Consider the following 14,366-nt stretch of genomic DNA (forward strand, 5'->3'; position numbering starts at 1 on the left):
AATGGCTCTCCTTGGTGCTGTGTTTGTCGGTTGTCGGCTCCATGTGGGGCATGACGCCTCGAACCAACGCGTTCCTCATGGGCCGCGGGAATGAGAGGGCCCCGGACTCACGAATAACTGGAAAAGTATAGCTCAGCGACTGGATAATGCCAAGCCGTCGTTCGCCCCCGCGTTCGCGGGCGTTATGGGCGTGTCCGTCGCTGCCTCCGGTGGATAGGCTTCCACCCGCAGCGTCGCGCAGACCGCGAGATGGTCCGTTCCGGGAACGGGGAAGGATGTGATGTGCAACGCCTCTATCCCCTTGGTGAGAAGAATATGGTCGATATCCAGACGAGGCCATGGCATCCAGGAGGGGAAGCTGGCGACGGGCCGACGGGCGATCGACAGTCCGGCGTCATGGAATCCCTGATCCAGCAGTGCCCGGAAGCTGGGATGATCGGGGCTGGAATTGAGATCACCCATCAGAACGGTTCCGGTGCGGGATCGCCGACGCGAACCGGCGTTTCCGCGGTCGGAGGGGTTTGGGGCCGCGCTGTCCGATACCGCGCTGTCCGATGCCGTAGTGTCTGATACCACTGGTTCCGAAGCCGCGGGTTCCGATGACGCGGGTTCCGATGACGCGGGTTCCGAAGCCAAAACACCCAGCCCGATGATTCCCCGTGACCATTCACGGCATCCACGCTGCGGGGATTTGGTGTGCGCGGAGACGAAACGCACGGTCTGCGGGCCCATTCGAAGGGATATGCACGGCGTCTCGGCGGCCGATATGGCGACGGCGTCGCTTCGTGATGACACCGGGCGCGCCAGGGACCATATCGCATTGAATCCGCCGTTGTCGTCGCGATGCTGGACTCCGGACTGGTGGTGGGGGAGCAGCGCATCCAATCCGGCGGCGGACAGGGCGGCCACGGCGTCGTCGGTGAGCTCCTGCAATGCCAGAACCTGCACCCCACGCTCGCGGACGGCCCCCACGACGCTGCCCGCATCGGCAAGCCCCCTGCGGCAGTTCAGGGTCATCACGGTGATGGTCTTTGCCGCGTCCGCGGATCCGTTGAACGTCGTTGGCATCGGCGGCTGCGGGCGTCGCCATGGACGATACGTGAGCAGTGAGTTGATCCCTATGCCGATGGCCGTGGCCATGGCCAGCCCGGCCGACACCGGATCATGCGATGCCACCGCCACGACGGCGACTATGACGAGCGGGATCCACAGCAGATGACCGAGGGATATGAGATACGGGAACGGGGATCGGCCGTCCGCGCCTGCGGGAAGCACGCGGAGAAGAGACCATAGCAGCAGTATGACCGCTATGGGAGTTATCCACGTTATGCCGGGCATGATCGGTTCGTATAACGGCTATCGGCCCAGAAGGCCCGATAGCCCTCCCCCGAGGTTGGGCGGCAGATCGGGTGCTCCATCGGCCCCCAGAAGTCCATCCAGCCCCTGTGGAAGTGCGGGGTTCTGCGGTTTCTTGGAGAAGGCCGATCCGCCCGTCGTGGGATTCTGCGACAACCGCTCGCGCAGGGCCTTCTCCTCGGCCTCGCGCTTCATCGGATTTCCTGATTTGGATCCGCCCTTCTTCTTGGACTTCCCCTTGCGGTTCTTCCTGCCTCCGGGACCGCCGAATCCGGGTATCACGCCGTTCATGCCACGGTTGGCCATGCGCCTCATCATGGTCGCGGCCTGCTCGAAGCGTTGGAGGAGCCCGTTCACCGCGGATACCGTCGTTCCCGCGCCGTAGGCGATTCTCGCGCGTCTGGATCCGTCGATGATGTCCGGATTGCGGCGTTCCTCGGGCGTCATCGACTGGATGATGGCCTCGGTGCGGTCGATCTCCTTCTCGTCGAACTGCTCCAGCTCGCGTCGATGCTGCGCCATGCCGGGAATCATTCCCAGAAGGCTTTTCATGGACCCCAGTTTGCGTACCTGCTGCAGCTGGTCCATGAAGTCGTCCAGTCCGAAGGTCCCCTCGGACATCTTCCGGGTGGCCTTGCGCGCCTCCTCCTCGTCGAACTGGCGTTGCGCCTGCTCGATGAGGGTGAGGATGTCGCCCATGTCGAGGATGCGCGACGCCATGCGATCGGGATGGAAGACCTCGAAGTCCTTCAGGCCCTCTCCCGTCGAGGCGAAGAGTATCGGCTTGCCCGTGACGCTGGCCACGGATAGCGCGGCTCCGCCACGCGCGTCGCCATCGAGTTTGGAGAGCACGACTCCGGTGAAGTCCACGCCCTTGTCGAAGGCCTCGGCGGTGCGCACGGCATCCTGCCCGATCATCGCGTCGATGACGAAAAGGATCTCATCGGGATGCACGGCATCGCGGATGTCCCTCGCCTGACGCATCAGATCCTCGTCGACGCCCAGACGTCCCGCGGTGTCGATGATGACGGTGTCATACAGCTTGGTGCGGGCCAGCTCCACGGCGTCGCGAGCCACGGCGACGGGATCCCCCGAGGTCATCCCCGGGGATGCCACGGCCTCGCCGCCATCGGACTGCACGCCCTTCTGGGGTGCATAGACGGGAACCCCGGCGCGTTCGCCCACAACCTGGAGCTGCGTCACCGCATTGGGTCGCTGCAGGTCGGCCGCCACGAGAATCGGCGTGTGGCCCGCATCGCGCAGCCAATATCCGAGCTTGCCGGCGAGCGTGGTCTTGCCTGCGCCCTGAAGACCGGCGAGCATGATAACCGTCGGCGGGTTCTTCGCGACGTTCAGGGGGCGGTCGACTCCGGCGCCCAGGATGGTCGTCAGTTCCTCATTGACGATCCTCACCACCTGCTGGGCGGGGTTGAGGGCCTGGGACACCTCCTCGCCCAGGGCGCGTTCGCGGATCCGGGCCGTGAAGGGGCGGACCACCTCCAGCGCCACATCGGCGTCAAGCAACGCGCGTCGTATCTCACGGATGGTGCCGTCGATGTCGGCGTCGGTCAGACGTCCCTTGCTGCGCAGGTGACGGAACGCCGAGGAAAGCCTATCGGTCAAAGAACTGAATGCTGCCATAATGTCCTCAAGTCTAGCCGAGTCCGGAGTCCGTCCATATTCGTGCGGCGGAGGGCCGGAGTCACGTGATGGTGGTTGGTCGTCGGCTCAGTGCCGCGTCTCCTGCGTCGACAGGCTCCAGGACGATCCCTGCGGCCCGTCCTCGATGTCGATTCCGGCCCGCGACAGGGTGTCCCGAATGGCGTCCGCGGTGGCGAAATCACGATTCGACCGGGCCCTGGACCGTTCATCGAGCTGGGCTCGCACCAGGGCGTCCAGCGCCGTGGCCGTCCGGTCGGTCGTGCCGTCCGGTTCCCCCCCGATGAGCCAGGGCGAGGCCAGCGGATCCAGCCCCAGAGTGTCCAGCATGGCGCGCACCGAGACGAGGGAGGCGCGCACGGAGGTCCGGGTTCGGGGATCCACGGCCCGGTCCTGTCGATCCGACATCAGGGCGTTGCCGTTGCGGATGGCGGTGAATATCGCCGCGGTCGCTCCTGAGACGTTCACGTCATCGTTCATTGCCGTGATGAAATCGTCCGGCAGGGAGTCCGCGGAGACATGGACGATCTCGTCGCGTGCGGGCTGTTCTCCGACGATGGTCTGGGCGCGGTCGATGAAGTTGGTCACGCGGGCGTACGCCGACCGGGCCTCCACCAGCGTCTGGTCGGACCATTCCAGCATGGATCGGTATTGGACGGAGCCCAGGGCGTACCGGACGATCCAAGCGGAGTTTTGCGACAGCACGGCGGGGACGGACAGGCCGTTGCCCAGCGATTTCGACATCTTCTCGCCCTTGGCGGTCACCCACGCCGAATGCATCCAGCGGGCGGCCGACGTCCAGCCCGCGGCGCGGGTCTGGGCCATCTCGTTCTCATGATGGGGGAACCGCAGATCCAATCCGCCGCCATGGATGTCGAACATCCCACCCAGATAGCGGTGGCTCATCGCCGAGCATTCGATATGCCATCCCGGACGACCCTCACCGAAGGGCGTCGTCCAGCGGGCGTCCGCGGGATCGGTGTCCTTCGAGGATTTCCATAAGGCGAAATCACGGGGGTCGTGCTTGGCGTCTGAGGCGTCGGCCGGGTCCGTGGGATTGTATCGGTCCCTCCCCGTGGAATCGACGCTCGGGCCCATGCGGTCGGCGACCGCTGCGGCGGCATCGGAGGGGGACCCCTGTTTCTGGTGAGTCAGCTCACCGTAGTGGGGCCAGCTGGCGACGTCAAAGTACACGTCCCCGGTCGGCTCGCCCTTGGCATCGCGGATCACATACCCATGTCCACGGTCGATGATGCGGGTGATGAGCTCGATCATCTCCGGTATATGGCCGGTGGCCCGGGGCTCGACGGTGGGCGGGAGAACCCCCAGAGCGTCGTACGCGCGCGTGAACTCGCGTTCGAACCGGTATGCGCGTGCCCACCACTGTTCCCCCGCGGCAGCGGCCTTGTCGAGGATTTTGTCGTCGATGTCGGTGACGTTGCGCACGAAGGTGACGTCATAGCCGAGCCGCATCATCCACCGTCGTACGATATCGAAGGCGACCGCGGCGCGGATGTGTCCGATGTGGGGCGAACTCTGCACCGTCGCGCCGCAGACATAGATCCCCACGTGCCCGGGGACGAGGGGGACGAAAGGCGACACCCGGTGGGATGCGGTGTCATACAGGGCCAGTCCCTCGGCCGCCGTGGCGAGCGTGGGGTGCTCGGAAGGGCTGGAATTCCGGGGTTCCTCGACTTTGCTCATATCCCAGAGAGTAGGTGGTTTGCGCGACAAAAGCCATCCCTCCGACGTCGGACGTATGCATGTTAACGTGAGCGATGCCACAATAGGAACCATGACATCGCCACAAGTGCTTATCATCCAGCATGTTCCGTGGGAGAAGCCGGGGCGCATACTCGAAAGCCTCGAGGACACGATGCTGCCCACGCGGACGCTGACCATTCTCGACGAGCGCAAGCCCGATCTTCCCGATTTCTCCGATGTGGCCGGACTCGTCATCATGGGAGGCCCCATGGGGGCTCTCGACTACGACCGGCATCCGGGGCTGAAGGCGGAGGCGAAGCTCGCCAAGGCGGCGATAGCGGTGGGCAAGCCCGTTCTCGGCGTCTGCCTCGGACACCAGATAATCGCCACGGCATTGGGAGCCAAGCTCAGCGAGGGAACCCACGACGAGATAGGCTTCGCGCCGATCAAACGCGTCGGGAAGCATGACTATTTCTCCATGTGGAACAAGCAGATCGACGTTCTGCACTGGCACCGTGACCATGTGTCGTTGCCCGTTGGCGCGCAGCTGCTGGCGAGTTCGCAGGACACGGAGAATCAGGCCTTCCGTGTCGGATCGGCGTTGTGCCTGCAGTTCCATCTCGAGGTCACCGCTCCGCTGATGGAGGAATGGCTGTCCGAGCCGGTGATGACGAAGAAGCTGAAGAAGTCGCAGATATCCCGGATTCGCGATGATTTCGCGGTGGACAACCCGCAGCTGATGCCTTTGGCGGAGCAGGTGTTCTCCGGTTTCGCCGCGCGATGCGACACGTATGCCCGCAGCCTGACGGCGTGACGGCGGTTATGTCGTGACGGGGTGGGTGCGGTCCGCGCCTCTTGTCTGTACTGTGCCTCTGCCCGTCGGCGGATGACGTGCCAAGCTTCATATGGGTTGCGATCGGGCTCCATGCCGGGGGCTAGATTAGAGGATCATGCCGATATATGACTTGGGATTGGAACACGTCTCACTCGCGTACGCCACGAAAACCGTCTTCACCGACGTGACGCAGGGGGTGTTCGAAGGGGACCGCATCGGCATCGTCGGTCGCAACGGTGATGGAAAATCCACCCTGCTGCGGCTGCTTTCCGGCGATCAGGAGCCCGACTCGGGCCGTGTGACGCGACGCGGGGGACTCACCTTCGGCGTTCTCGACCAGCGTGATCCTCTGAACGACGCGATGACGGTCCGTCAGGCCGCCCTCGAAGGCCGAGCCGACTATGAATGGGCCGCGGATTCGAAATCGCGCGAGATCGTCGAGTTCCTTCTGGGCGGGATCAACCTTGAGGCCACCGTGGGAACGTTGTCCGGAGGACAGCGTCGTCGTGCGGATCTGGCGCGTCTGCTTCTCCATGATTGGGACATCCTTGCGTTGGATGAGCCTACGAACCATCTGGATATTCTGACCATTCACTGGCTCGCCGAGCATTTGCGCAACCGCTGGTCTCAGGGACAGGGGGCGCTGCTGCTCGTCACCCATGATCGGTGGTTCCTCGATGAGGTCTGCGATTCCATGTGGGAGGTCCATGACGGTGTGATCGACCCCTTTGAAGGGGGGTACAGCGCCTATATGCTTCAGCGGGTGGAGCGTGACCGTCAGGCGGGAGTCCGCGAGGAGCGTCGCCGCAATCTTGCCCGCAAGGAGCTCGCCTGGCTGTCGCGTGGCGCCCGGGCGCGGGCGACGAAACAGAAGTTTCACGTGAAACAGGCCCGGGATCTCATCGCGGATGTCCCTCCCATGCGCAACGCCCTAGAACTCAAGCAGATGGCCACGGCGCGTCTGGGCAAGCAGGTCGTCGATCTTGTCGATGTCACCCAGATATATCCCGACGATTCGTCGTCCACGTCGTCCACGTCGTCCGCGCCGTCCATGGATTCGTCATCCACGTCGATGGGGAAACCGGACGCCGCGTCGACCGAGGGGAACGTCGAGGGGAATACGGAGGGTTCCCGTCAATCCGCCCACGGCCTGATTGACGTGGTTCCCTCCGCCTACGCCGAACCCGTGGTGATCGGATCGGTGGCGCGTGACGTCGATCCGGATCATGATAATCCGAGTGACGACGCCGAGGCCGACGTCAAAACCGGTGCCGGGGCCGAAGGGAATGCCGTCGGTCGTGACACGGCCGCTGCGCATCATGTGGTCGTGTCCGGCCGCAAGATCCTCGATGACGTCACCTGGCTGATCGGCCCAGGCGATCGCGTTGGCATCGTCGGAGCCAACGGGGCGGGGAAAACCACTCTTCTCAGCATTCTTGACGGAAGCCTTCACCCCACTGCGGGCAGGGTGAAAATAGGCAAAACCGTCAAGTTCGCGGTGCTGTCGCAGCGGCTCGATGAGCTGGAGAAGCTGGGATCCTATCGGATCAGCGAGATTCTGAGCAGATACAAGCCCACCTATGTCGTCGACGGCAAGGAGGTGAGCGTCGGACAGCTTATGGAGAGGCTGGGATTCTCGTCTGCCCAGCTCATGACCCCGGTGGCGGACCTCTCCGGAGGTCAGAAGCGGCGGATGCAGCTGCTGCTCATTCTGCTGGACGAGCCCAATGTGCTGATCATGGATGAGCCCGGCAACGATCTGGATACCGACATGCTAGCCGTGATGGAGGATCTGCTGGACAGCTGGCCGGGGACGCTCATCGTCGTGTCCCATGATCGATATCTTCTTGAACGAGTCACCGACGATCAGTATGCGTTGATCGGTGGCAAGATCCGGCATCTTCCCGGAGGCGTGGACGACTATCTGTCGATGGTGGAGGCCAGACGGGAGTCCGGTTCGGCGGATACGTCGGCGGGATCGTCGTCGCAGCCATCCCGTTGGGCGCATGATTCCGAAGAATCCGATGACGGAAGCGGCGACGACGGGGATGGGGCCAAACTGTCGGGCAAAGCCTTTCATGATGCGAAGCGCCGGATGTCCGCGATTGAGCGACGGCTGGCGAAGCTCGAGGATGAGCATGGGCGTATCGAGGAGGAGATGGCGGTGCACGATCCCAGCGATTATGAGGGTCTGGCCAGCCTCAATGAGCGCTTGAAGGCCACCGACGACGAGTCCGCCGGTTTGGAGGCGGAATGGATGGAGCTGGGATCTCAGGTGGAGTGATGGCAGGCGCCTGACGTCCAAGCGCCTGCCATCGGAGAACGCCGCGCACCCTCAGCGACCGGTGATCTCCGAACCCACCACGCGCTCGCTGAGGGCCCGCGGCCCGCGGCTGACGGCCACGGCGCCCGAACGCACAAGCTCGATGATGCCGTAATGGTCGAGAAGGCCCAGAAGCGCGTCGATTTTCCCTTCGGCGCCGGTGGCCTCGATGGTGAGCGACTCCGGGTGCACATCGACCACGCGCACGCGGAACAGCCGCACGATCTCGAGAACATCGGATCTGTTGGATTGGTTGGCGGCCACCTTGATCAGGACAAGTTCGCGCTCGACCGTGGTGCCGGGATCAAGGTCGACGATCTTCAGAACATGGAGCAGCTTGTTGAGCTGCTTGATGATCTGCTCCAACGGAACGGCCTCGACATCCGCGGTTACCGTCACGCGGGAGATGTCGGGACGCTCGGTGGGGGAGACCGACAGGGAGTTGATGTTGAACGCGCGGCGTGCGAAAAGACCGGCGATCCGTGCGAGGACGCCGGGTCGGTTCTCCACGAGGACCGACAGTGTGTGACGCTGCGATCCGGGTTGCGATGCGGGATAATTGGCCATGGTGTGTTTCCCCTTCCCTGTCAGCGTGACGAATCGTCCGAAGGGGATGTCCCGACGGATGGAGAGGCGTCGTTGTGGGTCCCCGCGCGTTCGCCGAGCAGCGGCGTGACACCCGGTTCATATACGACGGTGTCGTTGGATGCGCCGGCGGAGACCATCGGCCAGACCATCGCATCCTTCCAGACGCGGAAGTCGATGATCACGGGACGGTCGTTGATGGAGTTCGCCTTCGTTATGGCGTCCACGGCCTCCTGCTTCGTGCGTGCCCGCAGTCCGACGCAGCCATAGGCGGCGGCCAGTGTCACGAAGTCGGGGATGTCCATGTCCGCGCCGGTTCCGGCGTCCTTCGGCTCGGCGCCGGAGTTCGCCGCCTCGCCGTCCATAAGATCGGTCTGGGAATAATGCTGCCCGTAGAACAGGGTCTGCCATTGCCGGACCATTCCGTAGACGGAGTTGTTGAGAATGGCGACCTTGACGGGGGCGTGATCGAGCCGCGCCGTGGCGAGCTCCTCCGAGGTCATCTGGAAGCTCCCGTCGCCGTCTATGAGCCAGACCGGCCGTTTGCCGTCGAACTTGCGCGTGGAGCCCACGGCCGCGCCGATGGCGGCGGGCAGCCCATAGCCCATGGTTCCCAGGCCGCAGGAGGATATCCATGAATGCGGATTCTCGAAATCGATGAACTGCGACGCCCACATCTGGTGCTGTCCCACTCCCGACACCCAGATGGTGTGGGGATCGGCCAGCTCGGAGAGCTTGCTGACGACCCACTGGGGCGCCAGAGTGCCATCCGGGGGCTCCTCGAAGGTCAGGGGATAGGCGGAGCGCCATTCCTTGATCTGCTCCCACCACAGATGCAGGTCGGGGCGGCCCTGGATGGCCTGGATGCGCTCTATCTCGGGGATGAGATCGTCGATCACCGCCGCCACGTCGCCCACGATGGGAACGTCCACCACGCGGTTCTTGCTGATCTCGGCGGGATCGATGTCGATGTGGATCACATGCGCCGTGGGTGCGAACGCCTCCAGCTTGCCGGTGACGCGGTCATCGAACCGCGCGCCGATCGCCACCAGAAGGTCGCTTCTCTGGACCGCTCCCGTCGCCGCGATGGTGCCGTGCATTCCCAGCATTCCGAGGACCTTCGGATCGGAATCGGGAACGATTCCGCGCGCCGGAAGCGTCGTGACTATGGGGGCGTCGGTGAGGTCGGCGAGTCGTTTGATCTGGGCTCCGGCGTTGGACCGGACGGCCCCGCCGCCGACGTAGAGGACGGGACGATAGGAATGCGCGAACAGTTTCGCCGCATCCGAAAGGACGCGCCCATGGGCGCGGGTGGTGGGATTGTATCCGGGGAGGATCATGCGCTGCGGCCAGGAGTAGTACATGTCCTCCTTCTGCGCGGTCTTCGTCAGATCCACCACCACGGGTCCCGGCCGTCCGGACTGCGCGATGTAGTAGGCCTCGGTGAGCACGCGGGGAATGTCCTGCGCGCGGGTGACGAGGAACGAATGCTTGGAGATCGGGTAGGTGATCCCCACGATGTCGGCCTCCTGGAAGGCGTCGGTCCCGATGGCGTTCACCCCCACCTGCCCGGTGATGACGACCAGGGGGACGGAGTCCATGCTCGCGTCCGCGATGGCCGTCACGGTGTTGGTCGCCCCCGGTCCGGAGGTGACGATGCATACGCCGACCCGCCCTGTCGCGATGGCATAGCCCTCGGCGGCATGCCCGGCCCCCTGCTCATGCCGGGTGAGGATGAATCGGAATTTCGTGGCGTCATCGATCGCATGGTAGACGGGGAGGATCGCGCCTCCGGGAATCCCGAACACATCGGTGACCCCCAGATCCTCAAGTGACCGGATCAGCGCCTGGGCACCGGTCATTTTCTCTCCGCCCACGTCGGCCGGTTGATTCGGCGTCGTGGATGTTTTGGGCATTCCGCTGAAAGCCTGAAGAGGCGTTGGCAATACCATTCGTTTCCCCTCGTTCGTGTGTGGTCGTCGTCAATACCGTCGATCGTCGCCGTGGATGCGGCTGTGCGCCGGCATCCTGTTGGCTCGCCCTTCGTCACGTCCGGTTGGGATGTCTTTTCCGGGGGTGGATTCGAGTGGGCGTTGATGCGTGGTGGCGTCGCTTGTGGCCACTGCCGTGAAGCGCATCATAATCGCGGTTATCTGTGTTTCAGTGTAGGACACACCCGCGCCGCCTTCGAACCGACGACCATATCGCGGCGCGGACGTCGTGCGGCGTCGGCGGAATCGGTGGGGCGTGATGGCGTCAACGGCGTCAATGACGCGCGGAAATCTCGTCGAGTCTGTGCCAGGCCTCTTCGGCGGCGGCCAGCTGCGCCTTGCGCTTGGACGGTCCCCGGCCTGTTCCCAGCACCGTGCCGTCCTCGCCGAGAACGGCACGCGCGGTGAATTCCGGTGCGTATTCCGGGCCTGCGACGGCCATGCGGTAGAGGGGATCCTCATAGCCCTTGGCGTGGGCCTTCACCGTGAGCGATGTCTTCCAATCCAGAGCGGGCCCTTCGGTGGCGACTTCCGCCAGAGTGTCGTCGAGGAGATGATGGATGACCTTGCGGGCCTCGTCTATTCCATGCGAGATGAAGGTCGCCCCGATCAGGGACTCCACGATGTCACACAGGATCGAGCTCTTCTGCGATCCCCCCTGCGTGGACTCGCCATGTCCCAGAAGGATGTAGGGGCCGACGCGGAGCTTGGTGCGCGCGATCCGTGAGAGGGCTGCCTCGCTGACCGCCTGCGCCCTCATCTTCGCGAGCTGCCCCTCCGTCATGTCCGGATGCGTTCGGTAGAGGGTTTCGGTGGCCACGAGCTCAAGCACGGCGTCACCCAGGAATTCGAGGCGCTCGTAGTTCGGCGCCCCGGGATGCTCGTGCGAGAACGACCGATGCGTTAACGCCTGGACCAGCAGATCGGGTTCCATCGTCGTCCCCAGGGCGTCAAGGAGGGCCTTCTGCGGATCGCCGGAGGAAGCCTCGAGATGAGCGGTCTCCGGGTCCTGCCGGTTGCGGCCGTTGGGGTTGGAATGGTTGGCGGTCGATGTGCTGTCGGGCGTGATGGCCATTGTGGGACCTTCCTCGTGCGCTGCGGGAGCGCTTGTGTGAATGGGGCGATCGGTGGTGTACGGGAACCGATCGGAGTGGGGCGTGGCCGTCCGTACGCGGCTCGTACAAGGCTCATATACGGCTCATATACGACGAAGACCCCGCCACCCGTCGATGGCAGGGCCCTCATTCGCGGCCTTTCGGGTGGTCGTCTCGAAATGCTTCGAACGGCCCCTCCGTAGCTACGCCGATGATGCCTACTTGGTGTGGCCGGGCTGAATGGCGTCGCGGTAGATGCGTCCACGGAATGATCCGCAGCTCGGGCAGGCCATATGGGGAAGGCTCGGTGCTCCGCAGTTGGGGCAGGAGACCGTCTGAGCGGCCGTGGCCTTCCAATTCGCGCGGCGCGAGTGCGTGTTGGCGCGCGAGGTCTTGTACTTGGGCAGTGCCATGATTTCCTCTGTTTCGTTTAAACGATTGGTGCTTAAGCGTTCTGAATGATAGCGCACTCCCCGAACAAAGTCCATCCACGGGTGTGCGAGGGCGCATGCGGTGCGGGACGGATCACCGGGAGGCGTTCGCGTCGTTCCCCCTGCTCTCTCAGTTCCCGTGCTCTGTCAGTTTCGCTTGCTCCCGTCGTTTTCCTCGTTCGCGTCGTTCCCGTCGCCGTGAGAGCCGGCCAGCTGGTCGCGGAGCCGCTGCAGCTCGGCGAAGCGGATGTCGGTGACGTCGTGGTGGTGGTCCGGATGCTCGTTGAGGTTCACTCCGCATTGCGGGCATAATCCGCGGCAGTTCTCGTGGCACAGTGGTTGCAGCGGAAGGGCCTCGGTGAGCGTGTCGCGGAGGGGTGCCTCAAGGTCGAGGGTTTTCCCGTCGCTCGACAATGGGTAGACGTCGCCGGACTCCTCCTCTCCCGCGATGATCTCGATCTCGTCGTTGCCGTCGTGGTCATTGCCTGCAGGCCCGTCATAGGGGAAGAACGTCGTGATGGGGATGGTCCAGTCACGGTCGAGCGGCGTCAGACAGCGTGAGCACGAGGCGTGCACGGGGGCTGTTATCCGTCCGGTGAGAAGCACTCCGTCGACCACGGAGTCCAGGGTTCCAACGACGGTGACGTCGTCGCCCTCGTCTACGCCGATGACCTCGTCTCCTATTCCACTGGGTGCCGGCACGGTCGCGTCGAGGTCACGGGTATGCCCGGGCGCGATCGACAATGAGGCCAAAGGTACCGTCCATGGCGTTGGGGTGTTGTGTGGCATGATTCTGTATCCTTCTCTCCGGATCTCCACGGCTCTTCGTTCCGGCTTCCCCGGTCGTTTCGGGCTCACCGGTTTGGACGCCGCCCGGGCGCCCGTATCCTGCCTTTGCCGCTCCTGTTGTCCCTGTGCGGTTAGTTCCCTGTGCGGCCAGTTCCCTGTGAGGCTAGTTCTGGGGAGGGTTGTCGTCGGCGTGGGGCACCTGCTGGGCCGCCGCCCTTTGCCGTTCCTGAAGGACGCGCAGCCCCGCCTCGATGTCCTTGCCGAATTTGTCGGTCTGGGCGCGTAGCTCGGTCATAACCGTCGTGCAGTATTCGTCGGCGCCCCGGACAAGATGATCCGACTGTGCCTGGGCGGAGGCGATCATGTCGCGGGCCTTGGCCCGTGCCATATCCGTCACGTTCTGTTGACTGGTGAGGAACTCCGCCTGCTCCTGTGCGTCGGCCACGATGCGCTGTGCCTGCCCCTGCGCGGTGCTGATAATCGAGTTGGCCTGGTTCTGCGCGTTGTCCAGGCGACGTTCAGCCTCGCGCATCAGCGCGGAGGCCCGTTCCAGCTGGACGGGGAGAAGCCCTTTGAGCTTAAGGAGCTGCTCCGCGACCTCGTCGTGGTCGACACGCACCATTCCCGGGGCGAAAAGGAACCCCTTGGCGTTGTCGAGCGTCTCCTCAAGATCGTCGAGAATGTCGTAGACGGTGGTGAACTCCTCCCGGCTGCGTGTGGATTCGGGGGCGCCGGACGGATCCCGCCGTTCGCCGGTATGCTCCCGCATGTCGGGAAGATCGTCGTTGGTGAACAGCGGCGTCGTGCCACGCCCGTCAGCGTCGGAGCGTGGTTGCTCGCCGGTGGACATGTCGTCAGTCATATATCGCTCTCTTTCCCTGGTCGTCGTTCTTCACCGCCTGGACCAGCAACGGAACCACCTCATCCGGGACCATTCCGGTCACATCCCCGCCATGCCGGGCCACATCCTTGACGATGGAGCTGGAGATATGTTCAAGAACCGGGTCGGCGGGAAGGAACATGGTCTCGATATTGGCCAGTTTACGGTTGACCAGGGCCATTCCCAGCTCGGCCTCGTAGTCGCCGTTCTGCCGAAGACCCTTGACGATGACCGTTGCACCCACGCTGGTGCAGTAGTCGGTGATGAGCCCGCTCGTCGACGCGACGACGACCGATTCGTATCCATCGTGGCGGAGCGCCTCGCGGATGATGCGCACGCGAACGTCCTCGGGGAAGAGCGGTGTTTTTGCGGCGTTGACGGCCACCACCACATGAACCGCGTCGAACAGCTGTGAACAACGCTTGATCACGTCCAAGTGGCCGGATGTGACGGGATCGTATGATCCGGGGCACACGGCGATAGTCATGGTTTACACAGTACCCCGTCGGATGCGGTGAATCGACATGGATTGTGGTGTGGCGTCTATGATGGTGCCCGATCGAGGATTGTCCCGTCGCCGGGTCGCGGCATGGGGTTGCCAGTTCGGAGACGGTGCCTTTCCTCGATGGTGTGTGCCGATGCTGTGTGTGGAGTCGAGGCCGGACCGGCGACGATGGCGCCGGTGCCGCAGGGAGGAAACCGGATCATGGGACTGAAGG

The 14,366-nt window shown here is 64.0% G+C and carries 11 protein-coding genes and 2 pseudogenes; 3 read left to right on the forward strand and 10 right to left on the reverse strand.

All coding sequences use genetic code 11. The features are described 5' to 3' along the window. Positions 1-132: 132 nt before the first annotated feature. The 3 genes from BMIN_RS01960 to cysS all read right to left on the reverse strand — a co-directional run bounded on the left by BMIN_RS01960 (position 133) and on the right by cysS (position 4,719). On the reverse strand, positions 133-1,338 hold the full coding sequence (locus BMIN_RS01960; RefSeq protein WP_022861269.1) for an endonuclease/exonuclease/phosphatase family protein: 1,206 nt from the start codon (positions 1,336-1,338) through the stop codon (positions 133-135). Positions 1,339-1,356: 18 nt separating this feature from the next. Next, the gene (gene ffh / locus BMIN_RS01965; protein WP_022861270.1) at positions 1,357-2,997 is read right to left on the reverse strand and encodes a signal recognition particle protein; all 1,641 of its coding nucleotides are present in this window, start codon (positions 2,995-2,997) and stop codon (positions 1,357-1,359) included. 87 nt (positions 2,998-3,084) lie between these two features. Next, positions 3,085-4,719, reverse strand: coding sequence for a cysteine--tRNA ligase (gene cysS / locus BMIN_RS01970; RefSeq protein ID WP_022861271.1), 1,635 nt, complete (start codon positions 4,717-4,719; stop codon positions 3,085-3,087). Positions 4,720-4,810: 91 nt separating this feature from the next. Between cysS and BMIN_RS01975 the strand changes: the two genes are divergently transcribed. From BMIN_RS01975 to BMIN_RS09145, 3 genes and pseudogenes are all read left to right on the forward strand, one after another. After that, entirely contained in the window at positions 4,811-5,533 is a 723-nt protein-coding gene (locus BMIN_RS01975; RefSeq protein WP_026647489.1) for a type 1 glutamine amidotransferase, read from the forward strand. Positions 5,534-5,669: 136 nt separating this feature from the next. Beyond that, positions 5,670-7,496: pseudogene (locus BMIN_RS01980) on the forward strand (ABC-F family ATP-binding cassette domain-containing protein); the annotation flags it as partial. A 156-nt stretch (positions 7,497-7,652) separates the two neighbouring features. Beyond that, positions 7,653-7,838: pseudogene (locus BMIN_RS09145) on the forward strand (hypothetical protein); the annotation flags it as partial. A 51-nt stretch (positions 7,839-7,889) separates the two neighbouring features. On the opposite strand, the gene ilvN reads toward BMIN_RS09145, so the two are convergent. The 7 genes from ilvN to coaD form a co-directional block, all read right to left on the reverse strand. After that, complete coding sequence (gene ilvN / locus BMIN_RS01985; RefSeq protein WP_022861274.1) at positions 7,890-8,444, reverse strand: acetolactate synthase small subunit; 555 nt, start codon at positions 8,442-8,444, stop codon at positions 7,890-7,892. Between the two features lie 20 nt (positions 8,445-8,464). Next, on the reverse strand, positions 8,465-10,414 hold the full coding sequence (locus BMIN_RS01990) for an acetolactate synthase large subunit (RefSeq protein WP_022861275.1): 1,950 nt from the start codon (positions 10,412-10,414) through the stop codon (positions 8,465-8,467). A 313-nt stretch (positions 10,415-10,727) separates the two neighbouring features. Beyond that, on the reverse strand, positions 10,728-11,387 hold the full coding sequence (gene rnc / locus BMIN_RS01995; RefSeq protein ID WP_238565586.1) for a ribonuclease III: 660 nt from the start codon (positions 11,385-11,387) through the stop codon (positions 10,728-10,730). Positions 11,388-11,765: 378 nt separating this feature from the next. Beyond that, complete coding sequence (gene rpmF, locus BMIN_RS02000) at positions 11,766-11,960, reverse strand: 50S ribosomal protein L32 (RefSeq protein WP_022861277.1); 195 nt, start codon at positions 11,958-11,960, stop codon at positions 11,766-11,768. 165 nt (positions 11,961-12,125) lie between these two features. Further along, on the reverse strand, positions 12,126-12,767 hold the full coding sequence (locus BMIN_RS02005) for a YceD family protein (protein WP_022861278.1): 642 nt from the start codon (positions 12,765-12,767) through the stop codon (positions 12,126-12,128). Between the two features lie 163 nt (positions 12,768-12,930). After that, positions 12,931-13,629 carry an ATP synthase subunit B family protein gene (locus tag BMIN_RS02010; protein WP_022861279.1) on the reverse strand — a complete coding sequence of 233 codons (699 nt, stop codon included), beginning with the start codon at positions 13,627-13,629 and terminating at the stop codon, positions 12,931-12,933. Continuing rightward, positions 13,622-14,134 (reverse strand): pantetheine-phosphate adenylyltransferase, encoded by a 513-nt coding sequence (coaD, locus tag BMIN_RS02015; protein WP_022861280.1) that lies wholly within the window; start codon positions 14,132-14,134, stop codon positions 13,622-13,624. The genes BMIN_RS02010 and coaD overlap by 8 nt, the downstream gene beginning before the upstream one ends. Between the last annotated feature and the right edge of the window lie 232 nt (positions 14,135-14,366).

Origin of the sequence: Bifidobacterium minimum, from assembly GCF_000741645.1 — a bacterium.
Classification (GTDB): Bacteria; Actinomycetota; Actinomycetes; order Actinomycetales; family Bifidobacteriaceae; genus Bifidobacterium; species Bifidobacterium minimum.

Coding starts and splice junctions, on each gene's coding strand:
- BMIN_RS01960 (WP_022861269.1), bottom strand. CDS start 1,338: ATGCCCGGCATAACGTGGATAACTCCCATAGCGGTCATACTGCTGCTA.
- ffh (WP_022861270.1), bottom strand. CDS start 2,997: ATGGCAGCATTCAGTTCTTTGACCGATAGGCTTTCCTCGGCGTTCCGT.
- cysS (WP_022861271.1), bottom strand. CDS start 4,719: ATGAGCAAAGTCGAGGAACCCCGGAATTCCAGCCCTTCCGAGCACCCC.
- BMIN_RS01975 (WP_026647489.1), top strand. CDS start 4,811: ATGACATCGCCACAAGTGCTTATCATCCAGCATGTTCCGTGGGAGAAG.
- ilvN (WP_022861274.1), bottom strand. CDS start 8,444: ATGGCCAATTATCCCGCATCGCAACCCGGATCGCAGCGTCACACACTG.
- BMIN_RS01990 (WP_022861275.1), bottom strand. CDS start 10,414: ATGGTATTGCCAACGCCTCTTCAGGCTTTCAGCGGAATGCCCAAAACA.
- rnc (WP_238565586.1), bottom strand. CDS start 11,387: ATGGAACCCGATCTGCTGGTCCAGGCGTTAACGCATCGGTCGTTCTCG.
- rpmF (WP_022861277.1), bottom strand. CDS start 11,960: ATGGCACTGCCCAAGTACAAGACCTCGCGCGCCAACACGCACTCGCGC.
- BMIN_RS02005 (WP_022861278.1), bottom strand. CDS start 12,767: ATGCCACACAACACCCCAACGCCATGGACGGTACCTTTGGCCTCATTG.
- BMIN_RS02010 (WP_022861279.1), bottom strand. CDS start 13,629: ATGACTGACGACATGTCCACCGGCGAGCAACCACGCTCCGACGCTGAC.
- coaD (WP_022861280.1), bottom strand. CDS start 14,134: ATGACTATCGCCGTGTGCCCCGGATCATACGATCCCGTCACATCCGGC.